This window comes from Yinghuangia soli (assembly GCF_021502675.1).
Classification (GTDB): domain Bacteria; phylum Actinomycetota; class Actinomycetes; order Streptomycetales; family Streptomycetaceae; genus Yinghuangia; species Yinghuangia soli.
Genome location: NZ_JAKFHA010000006.1, coordinates 120278 through 139431, shown reverse-complemented (window position 1 = coordinate 139431; position 19154 = coordinate 120278). Strand labels below are relative to the sequence as shown.

The 19154-nt window shown below is 72.6% G+C and carries 13 protein-coding genes, 1 tRNA gene and 2 pseudogenes; 12 read left to right on the top strand and 4 right to left on the bottom strand.

The genetic code is table 11. The features are described from left to right. Positions 1–143: 143 nt before the first annotated feature. On the top strand, positions 144–3212 hold the full coding sequence (locus LZ495_RS13675) for a penicillin acylase family protein (protein WP_235052427.1): 3069 nt from the start codon (positions 144–146) through the stop codon (positions 3210–3212). Between the two features lie 253 nt (positions 3213–3465). On the opposite strand, the gene LZ495_RS13670 is transcribed toward LZ495_RS13675, so the two are convergent. Then, positions 3466–4098, bottom strand: coding sequence for a 5-formyltetrahydrofolate cyclo-ligase (locus tag LZ495_RS13670; protein WP_372498565.1), 633 nt, complete (start codon positions 4096–4098; stop codon positions 3466–3468). 107 nt (positions 4099–4205) lie between these two features. Here LZ495_RS13670 and galU point away from each other — a divergent pair, with 107 nt between their 5' ends. From galU to LZ495_RS13635, 7 genes and pseudogenes are all read left to right on the top strand, one after another. Continuing rightward, positions 4206–5132, top strand: coding sequence for a UTP--glucose-1-phosphate uridylyltransferase GalU (galU, locus tag LZ495_RS13665; protein ID WP_235052426.1), 927 nt, complete (start codon positions 4206–4208; stop codon positions 5130–5132). After that, the gene (glp, locus tag LZ495_RS13660; protein WP_235052425.1) at positions 5129–6346 is read left to right on the top strand and encodes a molybdotransferase-like divisome protein Glp; all 1218 of its coding nucleotides are present in this window, start codon (positions 5129–5131) and stop codon (positions 6344–6346) included. Before galU ends, glp begins: the two co-directional genes overlap by 4 nt. Before the next feature lie 73 nt (positions 6347–6419). Further along, positions 6420–6890, top strand: a pseudogene (gene moaC / locus LZ495_RS13655) (cyclic pyranopterin monophosphate synthase MoaC); the annotation flags it as partial. Positions 6891–7009: 119 nt separating this feature from the next. Beyond that, a pseudogene (locus LZ495_RS13650) lies at positions 7010–7510 on the top strand (MogA/MoaB family molybdenum cofactor biosynthesis protein); the annotation flags it as partial. Positions 7511–7704: 194 nt separating this feature from the next. Next, complete coding sequence (locus LZ495_RS13645) at positions 7705–8307, top strand: GNAT family N-acetyltransferase (protein WP_235052424.1); 603 nt, start codon at positions 7705–7707, stop codon at positions 8305–8307. A 185-nt stretch (positions 8308–8492) separates the two neighbouring features. Beyond that, positions 8493–9917 carry a divisome protein SepX/GlpR gene (gene sepX, locus LZ495_RS13640; protein ID WP_235052423.1) on the top strand — a complete coding sequence of 475 codons (1425 nt, stop codon included), beginning with the start codon at positions 8493–8495 and terminating at the stop codon, positions 9915–9917. A 332-nt stretch (positions 9918–10249) separates the two neighbouring features. Beyond that, positions 10250–10323: transfer RNA gene (locus LZ495_RS13635), tRNA-Ala, on the top strand. A gap of 104 nt (positions 10324–10427) precedes the next feature. Here the strand turns inward: LZ495_RS13635 and LZ495_RS13630 are convergent. Further along, positions 10428–12275, bottom strand: a complete 1848-nt coding sequence (locus LZ495_RS13630; protein ID WP_235052422.1) for a SpoIIE family protein phosphatase — start codon at positions 12273–12275, stop codon at positions 10428–10430. 242 nt (positions 12276–12517) lie between these two features. Here LZ495_RS13630 and LZ495_RS13625 point away from each other — a divergent pair, with 242 nt between their 5' ends. Next, the gene (locus LZ495_RS13625) at positions 12518–13384 is read left to right on the top strand and encodes an SGNH/GDSL hydrolase family protein (protein ID WP_235052421.1); all 867 of its coding nucleotides are present in this window, start codon (positions 12518–12520) and stop codon (positions 13382–13384) included. Between the two features lie 169 nt (positions 13385–13553). On the opposite strand, the gene LZ495_RS13620 is transcribed toward LZ495_RS13625, so the two are convergent. Both LZ495_RS13620 and LZ495_RS13615 read right to left on the bottom strand, forming a co-directional pair. Then, positions 13554–14222 (bottom strand): TetR/AcrR family transcriptional regulator, encoded by a 669-nt coding sequence (locus LZ495_RS13620; protein ID WP_235052420.1) that lies wholly within the window; start codon positions 14220–14222, stop codon positions 13554–13556. Next, positions 14204–15952 (bottom strand): dolichyl-phosphate-mannose--protein mannosyltransferase, encoded by a 1749-nt coding sequence (locus LZ495_RS13615; RefSeq protein WP_235052419.1) that lies wholly within the window; start codon positions 15950–15952, stop codon positions 14204–14206. The genes LZ495_RS13620 and LZ495_RS13615 overlap by 19 nt, the downstream gene beginning before the upstream one ends. A 58-nt stretch (positions 15953–16010) precedes the next feature. Between LZ495_RS13615 and rsmI the strand changes: the two genes are divergently transcribed. The 3 genes from rsmI to metG all read left to right on the top strand — a co-directional run bounded on the left by rsmI (position 16011) and on the right by metG (position 19154). Further along, a complete protein-coding gene (gene rsmI, locus LZ495_RS13610) occupies positions 16011–16868 on the top strand; it encodes a 16S rRNA (cytidine(1402)-2'-O)-methyltransferase (RefSeq protein WP_235052418.1) in 858 nt (285 codons plus the stop codon). Between the two features lie 260 nt (positions 16869–17128). Next, entirely contained in the window at positions 17129–17437 is a 309-nt protein-coding gene (locus LZ495_RS13605; protein ID WP_235052417.1) for a hypothetical protein, read from the top strand. Positions 17438–17516: 79 nt separating this feature from the next. Next, positions 17517–19154 (top strand): methionine--tRNA ligase, encoded by a 1638-nt coding sequence (gene metG / locus LZ495_RS13600; protein WP_235052416.1) that lies wholly within the window; start codon positions 17517–17519, stop codon positions 19152–19154.

Genomic DNA, 19154 nt, shown 5'->3' with positions numbered 1-19154 from the left:
CCGAGGGCCCCCTTATACCCGTGATGTCCCTCGCGCGAACCGTGCTGCGCCATGCGGGGGACGCAGCGGGCACCGGGGCGGCGGTGGACGTGAGCCGCGCCGCTCTAAGGTGTCCCTTGCCGCACCGATCGTGAAGGATCTTGATGCCCGCCTCGAACACGCCCGGCCCGGAGCAGCCCGAGTCGTCCGTACCGGAACTCCCGGACGTTCCAGGCAGCGCCCCCGCGAGAGAACCTGCGCCCGGATCCGGAGCCGCGCCCGCCGCACCCGCGTCTGCGTCCGGACCGACCGCGCCTGCGTCCGCCGCGCCTGCGTCGGCCGAGGCCGCTCAGGCTGCCCAGGCCGCCGCGCCTGCCGAAGGCGCCGAGCCCGCCGCCGCGCTCCCTCCGGGCGTCCGCCACGTCGAGGAGCGCCCCGCCAAGTCCGCGGCACCGCGCCCCAAGCGCAAGATCCGCCGCCTGCGCAACGCCGCCATCGCGTTCGTCCTGCTGCTCGCCGTCGTCCTCGGCGCCCTCGGCTGGTACGGCTACGACCTCAGCCGCCGCTCGTTCCCCGAACTGGACGGCGCCATCAAGGTGCCCGGACTGTCCGGCCGCGTCGAGGTCCTGCGCGACAAGAACGGCATCCCGCAGATCTACGCGGACACCCCCGAAGACCTCTTCCGCGCCCAGGGCTACGTCCAGGCCCAGGACCGCTTCTGGGAGATGGACGTCCGCCGCCACATGACCTCCGGCCGGCTCTCCGAGATGTTCGGCGCCGACCAGGTCGACAACGACATCTTCCTGCGCACGCTCGGCTGGCGGCGCATCGCCGAGCAGGAGGTCGCCAAGCTGACCCCGCAGTCGCGCGCCTATGTCGAGGCGTACGCCGCAGGGGTGAACAGCTACATCAAGGGCCGCGACGTCGAGGACATGTCGTTCGAGTACGCCCTGCTCGGCTTCGTGCGCGACGACTACAAGCCCGGCCCGTGGGACGCCGCCGACTCGGTCGCCTGGCTCAAGGCCATGGCCTGGGACCTGCGCGCCAACCTGCAGGACGAGATCGACCGCGCGCTGCTCTCGGAGAAGCTGACGGTCAACCAGATCGACGAGCTGTACCCGCCCTACCCGTATGAGCGCAATCAGCCGATCGTGCCGTCCGGAGCGATCGTGAAGGACCAGAAAGACCCCTCGATCGAGCGGTTCCAGCCGGACGCCGCCGCCCCCGTCCCGTCCAAGTCGGCGGCCAAGGCGCTCACCGAGCTGTCCCAGGCACTCGAGTCGCTCCCGCCGATCTTCACCGACCGCAGCGCGGGCGTCGGCTCGAACTCGTGGGTGGTGTCCGGCAGCCGCACCACGACCGGCAAGCCGCTGATGGCCAACGACCCGCACCTGTCCGCGTCGCTGCCGTCGGTCTGGTACCAGATGGGCCTGCACTGCCGTACGGTCAGCGCGGAATGCCCCTACGACGTCTCCGGCTTCACCTTCTCCGGCATGCCGGGCGTGGTCATCGGCCACAACCAGAAGATCTCGTGGGGCCTGACCAACCTGGGCGCCGACGTGGCCGACCTGTACCTGGAGAAGACCACCGGCGAGGGCTACCTGTACGACGGTGCCCCCAAGGAATTCGACGAGGTCCGCCAAGAGGTCATCAAGGTGGCCGGCGGCAAGGACCGCGTCATCACGGTGCGTTCCACGCGGCACGGCCCGATCCTGTCCGAGGCCTCCGACGAGCTGGAGCAGGTCGGCAAGGACGCGCCCATCCCGGACCCCGGCCCGCAGCGCGAGGACGGCTTCGCGGTCGCCCTGCGCTGGACCGCGCTGGAGGCCGGCACCACCATGGAGTCGCTCTTCCAGCTCAACCGGGCGACCGACTGGAACACCTTCCGGGACGCCCTGCGCGGCTTCGACGTGCCGTCCCAGAACGTCGTGTACGCGGACGTCGAGGGCAACATCGGCTACCAGGCCCCGGGCCGCATCCCGATCCGGCGCTTCGGCGACGGCCGCTGGCCGGCGTACGGCTGGGACCCGAAGTACGAGTGGGACAGCATGATCCCGTTCGACTCGCTGCCGTACCGCTACAACCCGCCGGAGGGCTACATCGTCACCGCCAACAACGCGGTGACGCCCCCGACCTACCCGTACTCCCTGACCACCGACTGGGGCTACGGCTCGCGCAGCCAGCGCATCATCGACATGATCGAGGCGCAGCCCAAGATCGACCCGCAGGCCATGTCCCGCATGCAGATGGACAACCGCAACCCGATCGCCGAGACGCTGGTGCCCTACCTGCTCGCCGTCCAGGTCAAGGACCCGTGGGTCCGCGAGGCGCAGAACCTGCTCAAGGGCTGGGACTTCACGCAGCCGGCCGACTCCAAGGCGGCCGCGTACTTCAACGGCGTATGGCGCCAGCTGCTCCTGCTCGCGTTCGGCGACAAGATGCCGCTGTCGGTGCGCGCCGAGAGCGACTGCGACCTGGACAAGGCCTCGGGCGACACGGAATGCGGCGACCGCGACGACTCCACCGCGCTGCCGGACGGCGGCGACCGCTGGTTCGAGGTGGTCCGCAACCTGCTGCCGGACGCCGAGAGCCCCTGGTGGAACATCTCGGACGACCCCGCCAAGATCACCACGCGCGACGCCCTGCTGCTCAAGGCGATGACGTCGGCCCGCAAGGAGCTGACCACCAAGATGAGCAAGGACATCGACAACTGGAGCTGGGGCAAGCTGCACACGCTGGAGCTCCGCAACCAGACGCTGGGCACCGAAGGCCCCGGTGTCGTGAAGTGGATGCTGAACCGCGGCGAGTACCAGCTCGGCGGCGGCGAGGGCCTGGTCGACGCGACCGGCTGGAACGCCGCGCAGGGGTACGAAGTGACCACGGTGCCGTCGATGCGCATGGTCGTCGACATGTCCGACCTGGACGCCTCGCGCTGGATCAACCTCACGGGCGCGTCCGGGCACGTCTGGCACGACAACTACACCGACCAGACGGACCTGTGGCGCAAGGGCCGGACACTCGTGTGGGCGTTCACCCGCCCGGCCGTCGAGGCGGCCGCCGAGCACACGCTGATCCTGGAACCGGAAGGCCTGCCCGGAGCACCCGGGGGCGCGCCCGCCCCGGGCACCACACCCCCGGGGAACGCGCCTGGTACGCCCGGCGCGCAGCCGGGCAGTACGCCCCCGAGCGGCGCACCCACCGGACGGACGACGGCGACCGGCTCACCTCGCTGACCCGAGAGACGCAAGAGACGTGAGGAAGGGGTAGGGCAGGCATCCAGCCGGACAGGCGCCTGCCCTACCCCTCACCCACTCGGCCTACCGAGCGCACCCGGCCCACCGCGTGCACCCGACTCGCCGAACCAGCCGAGGCGGCCGGATGGGGCTCCGCGGGCGGCCCCAGGGCCCACCTTTCTGGCGTGAGCACACGCATCCACTGAAGCGGCTCGACGAGTTCGGCGTGACCGCGAGCCTCAGCTGCGTCCGCCTAACTTGCCTCGTCGACCGGAAAACGCACCGTCCGTGCCGGAGTGAGCGCCGCGCGCACCGGCCGGTCGTGCGGCTCGGCCGGGACCACGTCGAGCAGTTCGCCGTCGTAGAGCAGCACCACGGTGAACGCGCCCGGCGCAAGCCGCGCGAGCGCCCGGTCGTACGACCCGCCTCCGCGCCCCATGCGCAGCCCGCGCCGGTCCACCGCCAGCCCCGGCACCACCACGAGGTCCGCACCGCCCACCGCGGCCGGCCCCAGCCGCGGCCCCGCCGGCTCGCGCAGCCCGCGCCCGGCCGCGACCAGCGAGTCCGGCCCGGTGTACGCCGCCCAGTCCAGGTCGTCGTCCGCCATCAGCACCGGCAGCAGGACCCGGCGCCCCGGCCCGGCCAGCACCTCGGCCAGATCGGGCGGCCCGGGCTCGGCCCCGACCGGCACGTACGCCGCGACCGTGCGGGCCGCCGCCAGTTCCGGCAGCGCCCGCAGCGCGCCGGCCAGCGCGCCGGCCGTGTTCGCCCGTTCGGCCGAACCCAGGGATTTGCGGATGGCGAGCAGGCGGGCCCGCAGCGCGCGCTTGGCCTCGGCCGGCGCGCTGTTCATCTCCGGGTCCTGCGGGGTGTGTTCCTCGGCCATGGCCTGGACTCTAGAGCCCGGGCCGGTCATCGCCCGCCCCATGTCTTCCGGACATTCACCCGGCATTCTTATGTACTGCTCAGATGTCCGGATTAGAGTCTTCGACCATGAACTCGACGACTGCACCCCGCGGCAAGCGGGGGATCAGCAAGGCTGTGGTGCCGGCCGCGGGGTTGGGTACCAGGTTCCTGCCGGCGACCAAGGCGACCCCCAAGGAGATGCTGCCGGTCGTCGACAAGCCGGCCATCCAGTACGTCGTCGAGGAAGCCGTCGCGGCCGGTCTGAACGACGTCCTCATGATCACCGGCCGCAACAAGCGCGCCCTCGAGGACCATTTCGACCGGGCCTACGAGTTGGAAGAGGCGCTGTCCGCCAAGGGCGACATGGAGCGCCTGCGCCGCGTGCGCGAGTCCAGCGAGCTGGCCACCATGCACTATGTGCGGCAGGGCGACCCCAAGGGCCTCGGCCACGCCGTCCTGTGCGCCAAGCCGCACGTCGGCGACGAGCCCTTCGCGGTGCTGCTCGGCGACGACCTCATCGACCCGCGCGACCCCCTGCTGGCCCGCATGCTGGAGGTCCGCGAGAACCTCGGCGGCAGCGTCATCGCGCTCATAGAGGTCGACCCGTCGCAGATCCACCTGTACGGCTGCGCGGCGGTGAAGCCGACCGGCGAGGGCGACGTCGTGCGCGTCACCGACCTGGTGGAGAAGCCCGAGCCCGGCAGCGCGCCCAGCGCGTACGCGGTCATCGGCCGCTACCTGCTCGACCCCGAGGTCTTCCCGGTCCTGGAGGCCACCCCTCCCGGCCGCGGCGGAGAGATCCAGCTGACCGACGCGCTGCGTGAACTGGCCCTGCGCGACGACGACAACGGCGGCCCGGTGCACGGCGTACTGTTCGGCGGGCGCCGGTACGACACGGGCGACCGCGGCGACTATCTGCGCACTATCGTCAGACTCGCCTGCGAGCGTGAGGACCTGGGACCGGAATTCCGGACCTGGCTGAAGACGTACGTCAACGAGGAGTTGCGCGGATGAAGAGCGTCGAGGAGCACCTGTCCGGAATCCTCGAACGAGTCCAGCCGCTGTCGCCGCTGGAACTGCAACTCCTGGACGCGCACGGCAGCCTGCTCGTCGACGAGGTCGCCGCCACCGGCGACCTCCCGCCCTTCGACAACTCGTCGATGGACGGCTACGCGGTCCGCCTCGCCGATGTCGCCGACGCGGGCGAGCGCTACCCGGTCGTGCTGGACGTGGTGGCCGACATCCCGGCCGGCACCGCCCCCGACGTGACGCTCGACCCCGGCACCTGCGCGCGCATCATGACCGGCGCGCCCATCCCGGCGGGCACCGAGGCGATCGTGCCGGTCGAGTGGACCGACGGCGGCATGCCGACGGTGCGCATCACGCGCTCCCCGGACGAGGGCCAGTACATCCGGCGGCGCGGCGACGACGTCGCGGCCGGGCAGAGCGTCCTGGCGGCCGGCACCGAGCTGGGCGCGGCCCAGGTGGGCCTGCTCGCCGCGATCGGCCGGGACCGCATCCGGGTCCGCCCCAAGCCGCGCGTGGTGATCCTCTCCACCGGCAGCGAACTCGTGCAGCCCGGGCGGCCGTTGACCGCGGGCCAGATCCGCGACTCGAACAGCTACATGCTCACCGCGGCGGCCCGCGAGGCGGGCGCGATCGCGTACCGGGTGGGCAACGTCGCCGACGACCCCAAGGCGCTCGTCGACACCATCGAGGACCAGCTCATCCGCGCCGACGTGGTGGTCACCACCGGCGGCGTGAGCGCAGGCGCGTACGACGTGGTCAAGGAAGTGCTCTCCGAGCTGGGTACCGTGGCGTTCGAGAAGGTCGCCATGCAGCCCGGCATGCCGCAGGGCTTCGGCACCATCGGCCCGGACGACACTCCCATCTTCACGCTGCCCGGCAACCCGGTCAGCGCGTTCGTGTCCTTCGAGGTCTTCGTCCGGCCCGCGCTGCTGCGCATGCAGGGCGCCGAGACGCTCGCCCGCAAGGTCGTGCAGGCCCGCTGCACGGGCGCGTTCCGCTCGCCGGACGGCAAGCGGCAGTTCATCCGGGCGAAGTACACGCCCGCGCCGGACGCCGCGGAACTCCCGGTCGTGGAGCCGGTCGGCGGCCACGGCTCGCACCTGATCGGCAGCCTGGCCCTGGCGAATGCGCTGATCGTGGTGCCCGAGGACGTCACCGAGGTGGGCGAGGGGTCCGCGGTCGACGTCATGCTGCTGTGAGGCTTGCCCCGGCTGCCGGGGGAGCACCAGTAACGTTGCCCTCACGGGACCACGGGCACGAGAGGGAGAACGGGTGCGCGGCGAGACTTTGACGCACGTCGACGAATCGGGCGCGGCCCGCATGGTCGACGTCACGGCCAAGGAGGTCTCGGTGCGCACCGGCCGGGCCAGCGGGCGGGTGCTGGTGGCACCGCGCGTGGTCGAGCTGCTGCGCGGCGAAGGGGTGCCCAAGGGCGATGCGCTGGCCACCGCGCGCATCGCGGGCATCATGGCCGCCAAGCGCACGCCCGACCTGGTGCCGCTGTGCCACCCGATCGCCATCCACGGGGTGAAGGTCGACCTCGCGGTCGAGGACGACGCGGTGGCCATCACCGCGACCGTGCGCACCGCGGACCGCACCGGCGTGGAGATGGAGGCGCTCACCGCGGTGTCGGTGGCCGCGCTCACCGTGGTCGACATGATCAAGGCGGTCGATCCGGGCGCGGTCATCACCGACGTCCGGGTCGAGGAGAAGACCGGCGGGGTGTCCGGAGACTGGGCCCGCGGCGGTGCCGAACCGGGTGCAGACTCGGACGCAGACCCCGGCGCAGACGGGGACGCGACCGGTGCGGCGGCCGGGGAGAGCCCGACCGCGCCGGTCCGAGGGGACGGAGGGCAAGACTGATGCGAGCCACGGTGATCACCGCGTCGACGCGGGCCGCGCAGGGCACGTACGGGGACGAGAGCGGTCCCATCATCCAGCAGGAGCTGACCCGGCTGGGCTTCCAGGTGCGCGGGCCGATCGTGGTCCCGGACGGCGAACCGGTCGCGCAGGCGCTGCGCGACGCGGTGTCCCAGCAGCAGAACGTCATCATCACCACCGGCGGGACCGGCCTCACGCCGATGGACCAGACGCCGGAGATGACGCGCCGGGTCATCACGTTCGAGGTCCCCGGCATCGCCGAGGCGATCCGGCAGCACAGCTTCGACAAGGTGCCGACCTCGGTCCTGTCGCGCGGCATCGCCGGCGTCGCGGTCGTGCAGGACGCGCAGTGGGTCTACCGCAGCCTGATCGTGAACCTGCCCGGCTCCGCGGGCGGCGCGCGCGACGGCATGGAGGTCCTGAGCAAGGTGCTGATGCACGCCGTGCAGCAGCTGCAGGGCGGCGACCACGGGGCCGGCGGCTTCGGCGGCGGCCCCGCGGGCGGCTTCGGCGGCCAGGGCTACGGGCAGCAGTCCGGCGGCTACGGCGGCGCGGGCGGCGGCTACGGCCAGCAGCAGCCGGGCGGCGGCTTCGGCGGGGGAGGCTTCGGCGGAGGCGGGGGCGGCGGGTACCAGTCCTCTCCGCCCTGGGGCACCCCCTGATCCGCGGTTGGCCGGTGGAGTTGGCCGAAGGGCGGGTCGCCCTTCGGCCGATCCGCGGCCGGGACGCCGACGTGTGGCAGGAGGTGCACGCCCGCAACCGCGACTGGCTGCGGCGCTGGGAAGCCACCGTGCCGCCCGGGTCCCCGGCCGCCCGGCGTCCGACGTTCCGTCAGATGGCCCGCTACCTGCGCGCCGAGGCGGCGGCCGGCCGCATGTTGCCGTTCGTGATCCTGTACGACGGACGCTTGGTCGGCCAGGTGACGGTCGCCGGCATCACGTGGGGCTCGATGAGCTCCGCGCACATCGGCTATTGGGTCGACGAGTCGGTCGCGGGCCGGGGCGTGATGCCCACCGCGGTCGCGCTCGCCGCCGACCACTGCTTCTTCCGCATCGGCCTGCACCGGCTGGAAGTGTGCATCCGCCCGGAGAACATGCCGAGCCGCCGCGTGGTCGCCAAGCTGGGCTTCCGCGAAGAGGGCATGCGCCCGCGCTATCTGCACATCGACGGCGACTGGCGGGACCACCTCGTCTACGCGCTCAACTCCGAGGAAGTCCCCGAAGGCCTGCTGTCCCGCTGGCGTGCGTACCGCGAATCCCGCGGACTGGCCGGCGGCTGAGTCCTGAGTCCTGAGTCATGGGCCGGGTCCGGCCCCGCGGTTGGGCTGCCCGGCGTATTCCTATGACTGCGCTGGACACACAGGAGCCACTTCTGTCCCAGTAGTCACACACGCATCAAAGAAGATCGTGCGACACACCGACGCACCTCCTTCTTTGCGGACGCCCTGCGCCTTAGCGTTGCAATGTGAGCAGCAGCGGCCTGATCTACGCAGCGATCGTGGGGGCCTGGGCTGCCTATCTGGTGCCCATGTGGCTCCGCCGGCAGGACGAGCTGAACGAAGGCCGTCACACCGAGCGGTTCACCACCGCGATCCGGATCCTGTCCCGTCGCGGCGCCCTGGAGCGCCGCTACGCCCGCATGATCGCCAACGGCGACGACGGGCTCATGACTTCCTCCATCGCCCTCCCGGCCCGGGACGAGCACCCGCCTCCCGAGGCGGCCCGGACGGAACCCGCCGCCGGCAGCGCCGACAAGGCCCCCGCCGCGAGCGGGAGCCGGACCGGGAACGAACCGGCCGAGAGCCCGGCCCGGCGGCGCGAGACCCCGGCCGCCCAGGCCCCGCGCGCCCGCCAGGTGCACGCGCCCGCAGACGACGCGGGCCGCACCGAAGCGGCCGACGGGGCCTTCGAGCGTTCCCGGCCCGCCCCGCGGACGCCGGCCGCCGAGCGCGGCGCCGAACCGGCGCCGGTCCGCGCCGACCGCATCCCGCCCGCCGCCCCGGCGCCCGAGCCTGCCGCACGCGGCCTCTTCGGCCGCCGCAAGGACCAGGCCGCCCCGGCCAAGGCGCCCGCGCCGCTCAAGCGCCCCGACGGCCGCGCCAAGCTCCTCGCGCGGCGCCGCCGCGTCGTGGTCGGGCTCTTCCTCCTCTTCACCGGCGGCGCGGTGCTCACCGGGCTGCTGGGCCTGGCCTGGTTCTGGCTTCCGGTCCTGCCCGGCCTGGCGCTCACGGGCTACATCGCCTACCTGCGCATCCAGGAACGCCGCCGCTACGAGACGGACTTGCGCAACCAGCTGGCCCCGGCCGCGGGCCGGCCCGCACCGCAGCGGCTTGCGCGCGGAGCCGAACCCGAGGCCCGGCGCACCGCACCGCAGGCCTCCGAGGCCCCGCGGCGCAGGCCCGCCGACGGCACCCCGCGCAGCGCCGGCCCGCGCACGGGCAACCCGCGCACCGGGACGCCGCGTCCCACCGAGCGCGCCGCGGCCCCGGAAGCGCGCGAGGCCCGCGAAGGCCGCGAGCCGCGCGAGGCACGCGAAGCCAAGGACACCCGCTCCAAGCCCGGCGGCCGCCGCGAGGCCGAGGCGCGCGACCACGCCGAGTGGATCGCCGCCCTCCAGTCCGACGCCGAGGCGGGCGACCGCGGCGCCTGGGACCCCGTCCCGGTACCGCTGCCCACCTACGTGACGGCCCCCGTCGTCCCGCGCGGCGAACCCGCCCTGCCAGAACGCCCCGAGGCCGACCCCCAGGACCCCGAACCGCGCCGCGCCGCGGAGGCCCCGACCCCGCTCTTCGACCAGTACGCCGAAGACCAGCGCCGGGCCGCAGCCCCGTACAACCTCCCCAGCGCGCCCCTCTACACCCAGGACTGGCCCCGCGCCGGCAACGAGTAGCCGGGCCGTCGACCCCCCCCCGCCACCGAACCCCCGGGCCCCCGCCCCGGGGTTCGCTCCTCATGCGGGCGGCCCGCGGCAGGCAAGCGACCAGGTGCCGCGGCGCTGCCCGCGGAGCAGCGGATCCGGTTCTGCCACGTTCGTGTGACGCGGCATCCGCCCGGCCGCTCCGCCGCGAACTCCCTTCCTGCGCCGCACTCCGGTCCCTCGGGTGCTCCCACCTGCGCGGTGCCCCTCCGAAGGATCGCGCGGCCGCGCCTTGGGGGCGGTCCGGCCCCGGCGGATACCCGTGCGCGAGTGGGGTCCCGGAGGTGGTAATGTTCTTTCTCGTTGGGGCTGTGGCGCAGTCTGGTAGCGCACCTCGTTCGCATCGAGGGGGTCTGGGGTTCAAATCCCCACAGCTCCACAAAACGAAGGGCCCGTCCGTGAGGACGGGCCCTTCGGCGTTCTCGGGGTGCGGCGTTTTCGGGGTGCGGCGCGCCCCGGGGCAGGCGGGGCCGCGCCGCGGCGTCAGAATGCGCGCTTGACCGTCAGCAGCGCGACGTCGTCCTGGGCGTTCCCGTCCGGCAGGCACGCGTCCACCAGGTGGTTGCAGGCGTGGTCCAGGTCGGCCGGGGCGGCGACGGCCAGCGTCAGCAGCCGGTCGAGACCGGCCTGGATCGAGACGCCGCGGCGCTCGACCAGCCCGTCGGTGTACAGCAGCAGGAACGCCCCCGGGTCCAGCGCGAATTCGCCTTCCGGGGCGGACCAGTCGGGCACCACGCCGATCGGGACGTGGTGGCCCCCGTCGAGGTACCGCGGTCCGCTCCGGTCCACCAGGAGCGGCGGGCAGTGCCCCGCGTTGGCCAGCCGGGCCCGCCCGTGGCGCGGGTCGAGGACCAGGTAGACGACCGTCGCCATGTCGGTCAGGCCCATGTTGAGCGTCAGCGCGTTGAGGTGCCGCAGGACCTCGGTGGGGCGGTCGCCGTACAGCAGCGCGAAGGACCGCAGCGCGGTGCGCAGTTGGCCCATCACCGTGGCGGCCTGGACGCCCTTGCCCATGACGTCGCCGATGGCGATGCCGACCTGCCCGTCCGGCAGCGGGATCACGTCGTACCAGTCACCGCCGGTGTCCATGCCGGACGCGCCGGGGAAGAAGCGCGCGGCGATGTCCAGCCCGGGGATCGCGGGGATCTCTTCGAGCAGCAGGCTGCGCTGCAGTGTGGTGGCGATGCGGCGCTGCTGCTCGTGGAGCTGGTTCGTCTCCAGCAGCTGTCCCGCGAAGCGGCAGTACGTGGACGTCAGCCGCCGCTGCCGCCGGGTCGGCCGGTTCAGGTCCGGGAAGGCCCAGGTCAGGTTCCCCAGCCAGCCGCCGTCCGCGGTCGGCAGCCGCACGCAGTAGACGCTGCGGAAGCCGATGGCGCGGGCGATCTCGCGGAACTGCGGGGTGCAGCGCGGGTCGGTCTCGATGTCCTCGATGACCGCCGAGCCGTCCGCGCCGTAGAGCGTGTCGCCGTGGTTCAGCGTGTCGCCCCAGTCGGCCAGCGCGGTGCGGGCGGCGTCGTCGAGGCCGATCGTGGCGGCCAGCGGCAGTGTCCCGGTCGCCGGGTCGTAGAGCCGCGCGACGCCTATGCGGGCGTCGGTGAGCAGACCGCCGGCCCGCAGGACCTCGGTGAGCAGTTCCTCCACGGTCCCGCGCGTGCCCAGCGCCTCGGTGAGCTCGTGCAGCCGGGTGATGTCGGCCAGCTGCGCGGACAGTTCGCGGTTGGCCGCGGCCGCCGCGCGCTCGGCGCCCTTGGCCGCGGTGATGTCGTCGGCGTAGCAGACCACCAGGTTGTGGCCGTCGACCGTGGTGTCGAGGGGCCGGCACGTGATGTCGAGCCACAGCGCGCGGTCCTGGGCATCGGCGTAGCGCAGCGACGCGCGGGCCGGGATGCGCTGCCGCAGCGCGATGCCGAGCGGCGAGTCCGCCGGGTCGACGGGCTCGCCGTTGCGGTCGTACGGGGTCGCGAACCGGTCCGCGACGAGCCCGGGCAGCAGGTCCGCGGGCAGCCCGAACAGTTCGGCGGCCCGCGCGTTCGCGTGCACCAGCGTGCCGCCGTCCTGGTCGGAGACCACGAACGCGGCCTCCGGATGCCCGCGGACCACTTCCCGCATGAGCTCGTCGGGCAGCAGGCCGAGGTCCAGCACACCCCCGCCGCCGGCGTCGCCGACGGTCCGCAGATGCGGTGCGGAGCTTCGCCAGGGCAGCTGCCGCGGCGGGACGGACGACGGGCGGGACGTGTCGCGGTTCATGGAGATCCTGGCGTACGCGCCGGCGGAGAGGCGCTCAGGGACGTGCAGCGGGCGGCCGGCGCCGGCCGCGTCCCCGAGGGCCATACGCCGACGTCCGTGGTACGAGGTTAAAGCCCCGGCCTGTCCTGGTCTGACCCACCCTGGTGCGCGTCCGGTCACATTGTCGATCTTGGTCGGTTCCGCTTCGGTCCTGCTACGTTCCCGCTCTGTTCCCGCCCTGTTCCCGCCCTGTTCCCGCACCGCACCGCAGCCGCCCCGGCACCCCGCGTGACGGCCCGCTCACTACGGTCGCGTAGCCCGGTCACGACCTGCCAACATCGCGTGACATGGCCGACGAAGCAAAACACCTCGACGCGCCCCTGTCCCCTCTCACCACCCCTGTCCCGACCCCGGCGGCCCGGCCTGCGCCGCACTTCCCCGCGCCCCGCGGCCTGGACACCGTCGACTCCTACCTGGCGATCGGCGACAGCTTCACCGAAGGCGTCGGCGACCCCGGCCCGGACGGCAGCCTCATCGGGTGGGCCGACCGTTTCGCGGTACGCCTGGCGGAGGCCCGTCCCGGGCTGCGCTACGCGAACCTCGCGGTCCGCGGCAAGCTGCTGCACCAGATCATCGAGGAACAGCTCCCGGTCGCCCTCGCCGCGCACCCCGACCTGGTGAGCTTCTGCGCGGGCGGCAACGACGTCCTGCGCCCCGGCGGCGACCCGGACAAGCTGGCCGCCGAGTACGAGCAGGCGGTGGCCGACCTGACCGCGGCCGGCGCGCACGTGCTCGTCTTCACCGGCTTCGACACCCGCGAACTGGGCCTGCTCAAGCTGGTGCGCGGCAAGGTCGCCACCTACAACGAGCACCTGCGGGTGATCGCCGGCCGGTACGGCTGCACGGTCGTCGACCTGTGGGCCATGCAGGCCGTGCAGGACCGGCGCGCGTGGAGCGAGGACCGGCTGCACCTGTCCGCGTGCGGGCACGAGCGCGTCGCGCTCAACGCGGCACGGTCGTTCGGGCTGCCCACCGACGAGGACCCGGAGGCCGGATGGCCGCCGGAGGCCGAGCAGCTCAGCACCGCCGCGGCGCGCCGCGAGCACGTGCAGTGGGCCCGGGAGCACCTGGTGCCGTGGATCGGCCGCCGGCTCCGCGGCCAGTCGTCCGGCGACGGCCTGGAGCCCAAGCGCCCGGACCTCATGCCGCTCTAGGCACCCGCACGACGCGGACGGAACCGAGAACGGAACCGCGATCGGAACCAGGATCGGAACCAAGAACCGAACCAAGAACCGAACCGAGGACGCAAACGCGAAGCGGCGGCCGAGTCCCCTCAGGGGACCGGCCGCCGCTTCGTCGGCTCTGCGGCGCACCAGCCGCGCGTCACTCCTCCGGCTTCGACTCCGGCTCCGGCTCCGATCCCGGTTTCGACTCCGGTTTCGACTCCGGGCGCTCCGCCGCCGCCCCCGCGATCAGCAGTTGCGCACTGCGCCGCACGGTGCGTTCCACGTCGTCCATCGACATGCGCCCGAACGCCCAGCTGAACAGCGCGCCTTCCCAGGCCACCCCGATCAGCCGGATGAACTCGTCGGCGTCCGCCACCTCGTCGCCGACCGCCTCGCGGAACATGCCGTGCATGATCCGGTTGGTCTCCCGGTGGCAGTCCCGCACCCCCGGGTCGGACGAGCCGAGCGCGTGGATGAGCGCCCCGGCGAGCCGCGGGTTGCGGCCCATGGCCTTGCAGGTGTCGCCCAGGATGGCGCCGACCCGCTCGGCCGCGTCCGCGCCGCGCGGCCGGGCCGCGGGGCTGCGCTCCAGCGACTCGATCCAGTCCTGGTGGGTCGCGGCGAGCAGGTGGTCCTTCGAGGAGAAGTGCCGGTAGATCGTCGCGGACGACAACCCGGACATGCGCACGACGTCGCGCATCTGCACGCTGTCGTAGCCGCCCTCGGCGGCCAGCGCGCGGGTCGCCTCGATGGCCCGGCGCCGGATGTCGCCCTCCCGGGTCCCGGCCGGGCCCGTCTTGGACCGGGTCAGATCCACGTCGTCCACCACATCCTGTCCTGCCAGTCACTGAGCGGGATCGTGGTGCCGGTGAAGATCGGATAGAAGTACAGGAAGTTCCAGGCGATGAGCACGACCACCGTGACCGCCCCGGCCGCCCCCCACGCCCGGCGCCGGTCACTGGAGCCCGGTGGCCCGAGGATGGCGCCGATCATCATGGCCACCGCGAGCGCGATGAAGGGCACGAACACCACCGCGTAGAACAGGAAGATCGTGCGGTCCTGCTTGAACATCCAGGGCCCGAGTCCGGCGGCCAGCCCGCACAGGATCGCGCCGGCCCGCCAGTCGCGCCGCGCGGCCCACCAGAACAGCAGGTAGAAGAACGCGATGACGCCCGCCCACCACAGGAACGGGGTGCCGATGCCGAGGACTTCCTGCGCGCACTTGTCGACGTCGCAGCCGTCCTGCCCGTACGTCTTGTTCTCGAAGTAGTACGAGACCGGGCGGCCCAGGACCATCCAGCTCCAGGGGTTCGACTGGTAGACGTGCGGGTCGTCCAGGCCGTTGTGGAACTTCCACATTTCGCCGTGGTAGTGCCACAGGCTGCGGAACGCCTCGGGCACCCACGTCATGTCGAACTGCGGCAGTCCGCTGATCTTGATCGGGCCGAACTTGAACGTGTCCGGCGACAGCCCCTCGCGGCCGTCCGCCCATTGCCGGTGGTAGCCGCCGTCGGTCAGCAGCCACCCGGACCACGACCACACGTAGACGATGAGCGCGACGACCACGATCGACAGGAACGCGAACGGCAGGTCGCGGCGCAGCACCGCGGTGTAGACGCGCCAGCCGGCCGCGCCCGCGGCCCGCCGCGTCCCGGCGTCCCAGAAGAGCGTGAGGGCGATGAACAGCAGGACGACCGGTACGCCGCTCCACTTGGTGCCGCACGCCAGGCCCATGCAGATGCCCGCGACGATGCGCCACGGCCGCAGCCCGAGGCCCATGCGCAAGGCCCGGTGCGGGTCGATCCCGTCGCGCAGCCGCCGGGCGACGGTGGCGCGCGTGTCGTCCCGGTCGACGACCAGAGCTCCGAAGGCGGCCAGCACCCAGAACATCAGCACGAGGTCGAGCAGCGCGGTGCGGCTCATCACGAAGTGCAGGCCGTCCAGCGCGAGCAGCAGGCCCGCGATGCAGCCGAGCAGCGTGGAGCGGAACAGGCGGCGGCCGATCCGGCACAGCATCAGCACCGACAGTGTGCCGAGCAGCGCGACCATGAAGCGCCAGCCGAACGGGTTGACCCCGAACATCCATTCGCCCAGGCCGATCGTCCACTTCCCGATCGGCGGGTGGACGATGTACGACCCCGACTCGCTCAGGAACGGCTTGTAGTCGCCGTTCACGAACGCGTCGTTGGCCTTGAGGTCGCCGACGTCCTGCCAGGTGCCCTCGTAGCCGAGCTTGACGAGCGACCAGCCGTCCTTGGCGTAGTACGTCTCGTCGAATATCACCGCGTCCGGCTGCCCCAGCCGGAAGAAGCGCAGGAAGCCGGCCACCAGCGTGACCAGGATGCAGGGCAGCCAACCGCCGCCGGTGTACGGCGTCGAGTCGGTGAAGTCGGGCACCAGCCGCTCGCGCAGCGACACGCGGGGCCGGGGACGGAAGGAGAACCGCGCGAGCGTGCGCGACCAGGCGTCCGCCTCGGGCGGCGGAGTCGCCTGGCTCTCGCCCTCGTCCGGTGGGCGCTTGCGGGTGGGGCTGTCGGTCGCCACGTCGCTCGTCACGCGGTCATCGTATTGACCGCGGGACCGTGCGGGGTCCACGACGGGGGAGGATAGGCGCGTGGAACATGAACCCAGTGGTGTCCTCGTGCTTGCCGGTACTCCGATCGGCGAGGTCGCCGACGCGCCCCCGCGGCTGTCCGCCGAGCTGGCCGCCGCCGACGTCGTCGCCGCAGAGGACACCCGCCGGCTGCGCCGCCTGGCCAACGCGCTCGGCGTCGAGGTGCCGGGCCGGGTGGTCTCCTATTTCGAGGGCAACGAGGCCGGCCGCACCCCTGAACTGGTGCGCGCGCTGCTGGACGGTTCGCGCGTGCTGCTGGTCACCGATGCGGGCATGCCCTCGGTCTCCGACCCGGGCTACCGGCTGGTCGAGGCGGCCGTCGCCGAGGGGGTGCGGGTGACCGCGGTGCCGGGGCCGTCCGCGGTGCCGACCGCACTGGCGCTGTCCGGCCTGCCGGTGGACCGGTTCTGCTTCGAGGGGTTCCTGCCGCGCAAGACGGGGGAGCGGGCCGGACGGCTGCGCGAACTGGCTGCCGAGCCGCGCACGATGGTGTTCTTCGAAGCCCCGCACCGGCTCGCCGAGGCGCTGGCCGCGATGGCCGAGGCGTTCGGCGCGGACCGCCGCGCGGCCGTGTGCCGCGAGATGACCAAGACGTACGAGGAGGTCCGGCGGGGGCCGCTCGCCGAGCTGGCCGGCTGGGCGGCGGACGGCGTGCGCGGCGAGATCACCGTGGTCGTCTCCGGGGCGCCCCCCGCGGATCCCGCCGAGATCGGCCCGGACGAACTGGCCGCCCTGGTGGCCGGCCGCGAAGGCGCCGGGCAGCCCCGCAAGGAGGCCATCGCCGCGGTCGCCGCCGAACTCGGCCTGCCCAAGCGCGACGTCTTCGACGCGGTGGTGGCCGCCAAGAAGAAGGCCTGACGCCGCGGGCGCGGCCCCGCCCCGAGCTGCGGCAGACGTGGGGCGCGGGTGCCGCGATCGTCAAGTGCGGGCAACGGAGCGGTAGCCCGATGGGAGTGTTCGGCCCATGGCCGTCCCAACTCTTCCAACCTCCGTACGTGAGGTCGTCAAGAGCCGGTAACCGCCGATACGGCAGGCCGCACGCCGGGCATTTCCTGGAGGCCGGGGCCCTTTGGGGAGCCGCCGAACCGTCGGCGGCAGGCCCGCGCGAGGAGGTCGCCATGAACACCTCGACGATCGTGCACGAGGCCTATGCCTTCGTCTGTCTCAGCTGCGGCCAGGGCTGGGAGACCGCGTACGAGATCCACCACGTCACCGACCTGCACGGCGCCCAGGTCTGCCACTACTACGCGGACGGGCACCGGGTGCCCTCTCCGTTCTCGCGCCCGCGTTGCGAGCACTGCGACGGGACCCGCCTGCGGATCCTCCCGGCCGGGCGCGTCGCCTCGGTCGCCGCTCCGCCCGCCCGGTCGTCGGCCGTGCCGGCGCCGCGGGCGCGCCACTGGTACCAGCGGCTGAGCCGCCGCTGACCTCGGCTGCCGGCCCCTGCGCCCGCCCGGGCCGATACTCGGGGGCGACCCACCCCGGGCGGGCCGTAGGATTTCCGGCATGGCGGCCACTGGATCCACTGATCTCTCCACGACCCCGGGCGGACACGGCGAGGGCAAGGCGTACTACGTCTCGACCCCCATCTATTACGTGAACGACGCCCCGCACCTCGGCCACGCCTACACGACCGTGGCAGGCGACGTACTCACCCGCTGGCACCGCCAGCGCGGCGAGAAGGTGTGGTACCTGACCGGTACCGACGAGCACGGCCAGAAGGTCATGCGCACGGCCCAGGCCAACGGGGTCACCCCGCAGGAATGGGCCGACCGCCTCGTCGAGTCGGCGTGGAAGCCGCTGTGGCAGCACCTCGAGATCGCCAACGACGACTTCATCCGCACGACCGAGGACCGGCACACCCACCGCGTCCAAGAGTTCGTGCAGGACCTGTACGACAAGGGCGAGATCTACAAGGGCTCCTACGAGGGCCCGTACTGCGTCGGCTGCGAGGAGTTCAAGCTCCCCGGCGACCTGATCGACGGCACCGGCGAGTACGAGGGCGAGAAGCTCTGCCCGATCCACGGCCGCCCCGTGGAGATGCTGTCCGAGGACAACTACTTCTTCCGGATGTCCGCGTACACCGAGCGCCTGCTGGCGTTCTACGAGGCCAACCCGGACTTCGTGCAGCCGGCCTCGGCGCGCAACGAGGTGCTGAAGTTCGTCCAGCAGGGCCTGCAGGACCTCTCCATCTCGCGCTCGACCTTCGACTGGGGCATCAAGCTGCCCTGGGACGAGGCGCACGTGCTGTACGTGTGGGTCGACGCGCTGCTCAACTACGCCACCGCGGTCGGCTACGGCGCCGACCAGGCGAAGTTCGATGCGACCTTCCCCGCCGACGTGCACCTCGTGGGCAAGGACATCCTGCGCTTCCACGCGGTCATCTGGCCCGCGATGCTGATGGCCGCGGGCCTGCCGCTGCCCGGCAAGGTGTTCGCGCACGGCTGGCTGCTGGTCGGCGGCGAGAAGATGAGCAAGTCGAAGCTGACCGGCATCTCGCCGCAGCAGCTCACCGACCACTTCGGCGTCGACGCGTACCGCTACTACTTCATGCGGGCGATCCCGTTCGGCCAGGACGGGTCGTTCTCGTGGGAGGACTTCACCGCGCGCTACACGTCGGAGCTGGCCAACGACTTCGGCAACCTGGCCTCGCGCGTCGCGGCCATGGTCGGCAAGTACTTCGGCGGCACGCTGCCGGCCGACTCCGCCGCGGGCGATGCCGAGACCGTGCTGCACACCGCACTCGCCGAGGCGGTCAAGTCGGCCGATGCGAAGATCGAGCAGCTGGACTTCCAGGGCGGCCTGGAGGACATCTTCGGCTACGTGAAGCTGGTCAACGGCTACCTCACCGAGCAGGAGCCGTGGAAGGTCGCCAAGGACGAGAGCGCGGAGGGCCAGGCCCGCCTCGCGACCATCCTGTACACCGCGGCCGATTCGCTGCGCGCCCTCGCGGTCCTGTTCAACGCGTTCATGCCGGCCACCGCGGAGAAGCTGTGGGCGTCGCTCGGCGCCGAGGCGCACCTGGGTGCCCTGGCCGCGCAGCGCGTCCAGGACGCCGGCACGTGGGGGCAGTTGCCCGCGGGCGCGACCGTCACCAAGGGCGAGATCCTCTTCCCGCGCCTGGAAGAGAAGAAGGAAAGCTGA

Coding starts and splice junctions, on each gene's coding strand:
- LZ495_RS13675 (WP_235052427.1), top strand. CDS start 144: ATGCCCGCCTCGAACACGCCCGGCCCGGAGCAGCCCGAGTCGTCCGTA.
- LZ495_RS13670 (WP_372498565.1), bottom strand. CDS start 4,098: ATGGCCGAGGAACACACCCCGCAGGACCCGGAGATGAACAGCGCGCCG.
- galU (WP_235052426.1), top strand. CDS start 4,206: ATGAACTCGACGACTGCACCCCGCGGCAAGCGGGGGATCAGCAAGGCT.
- glp (WP_235052425.1), top strand. CDS start 5,129: ATGAAGAGCGTCGAGGAGCACCTGTCCGGAATCCTCGAACGAGTCCAG.
- LZ495_RS13630 (WP_235052422.1), bottom strand. CDS start 12,275: ATGGCCCTCGGGGACGCGGCCGGCGCCGGCCGCCCGCTGCACGTCCCT.
- LZ495_RS13625 (WP_235052421.1), top strand. CDS start 12,518: ATGGCCGACGAAGCAAAACACCTCGACGCGCCCCTGTCCCCTCTCACC.
- LZ495_RS13605 (WP_235052417.1), top strand. CDS start 17,129: ATGAACACCTCGACGATCGTGCACGAGGCCTATGCCTTCGTCTGTCTC.
- metG (WP_235052416.1), top strand. CDS start 17,517: ATGGCGGCCACTGGATCCACTGATCTCTCCACGACCCCGGGCGGACAC.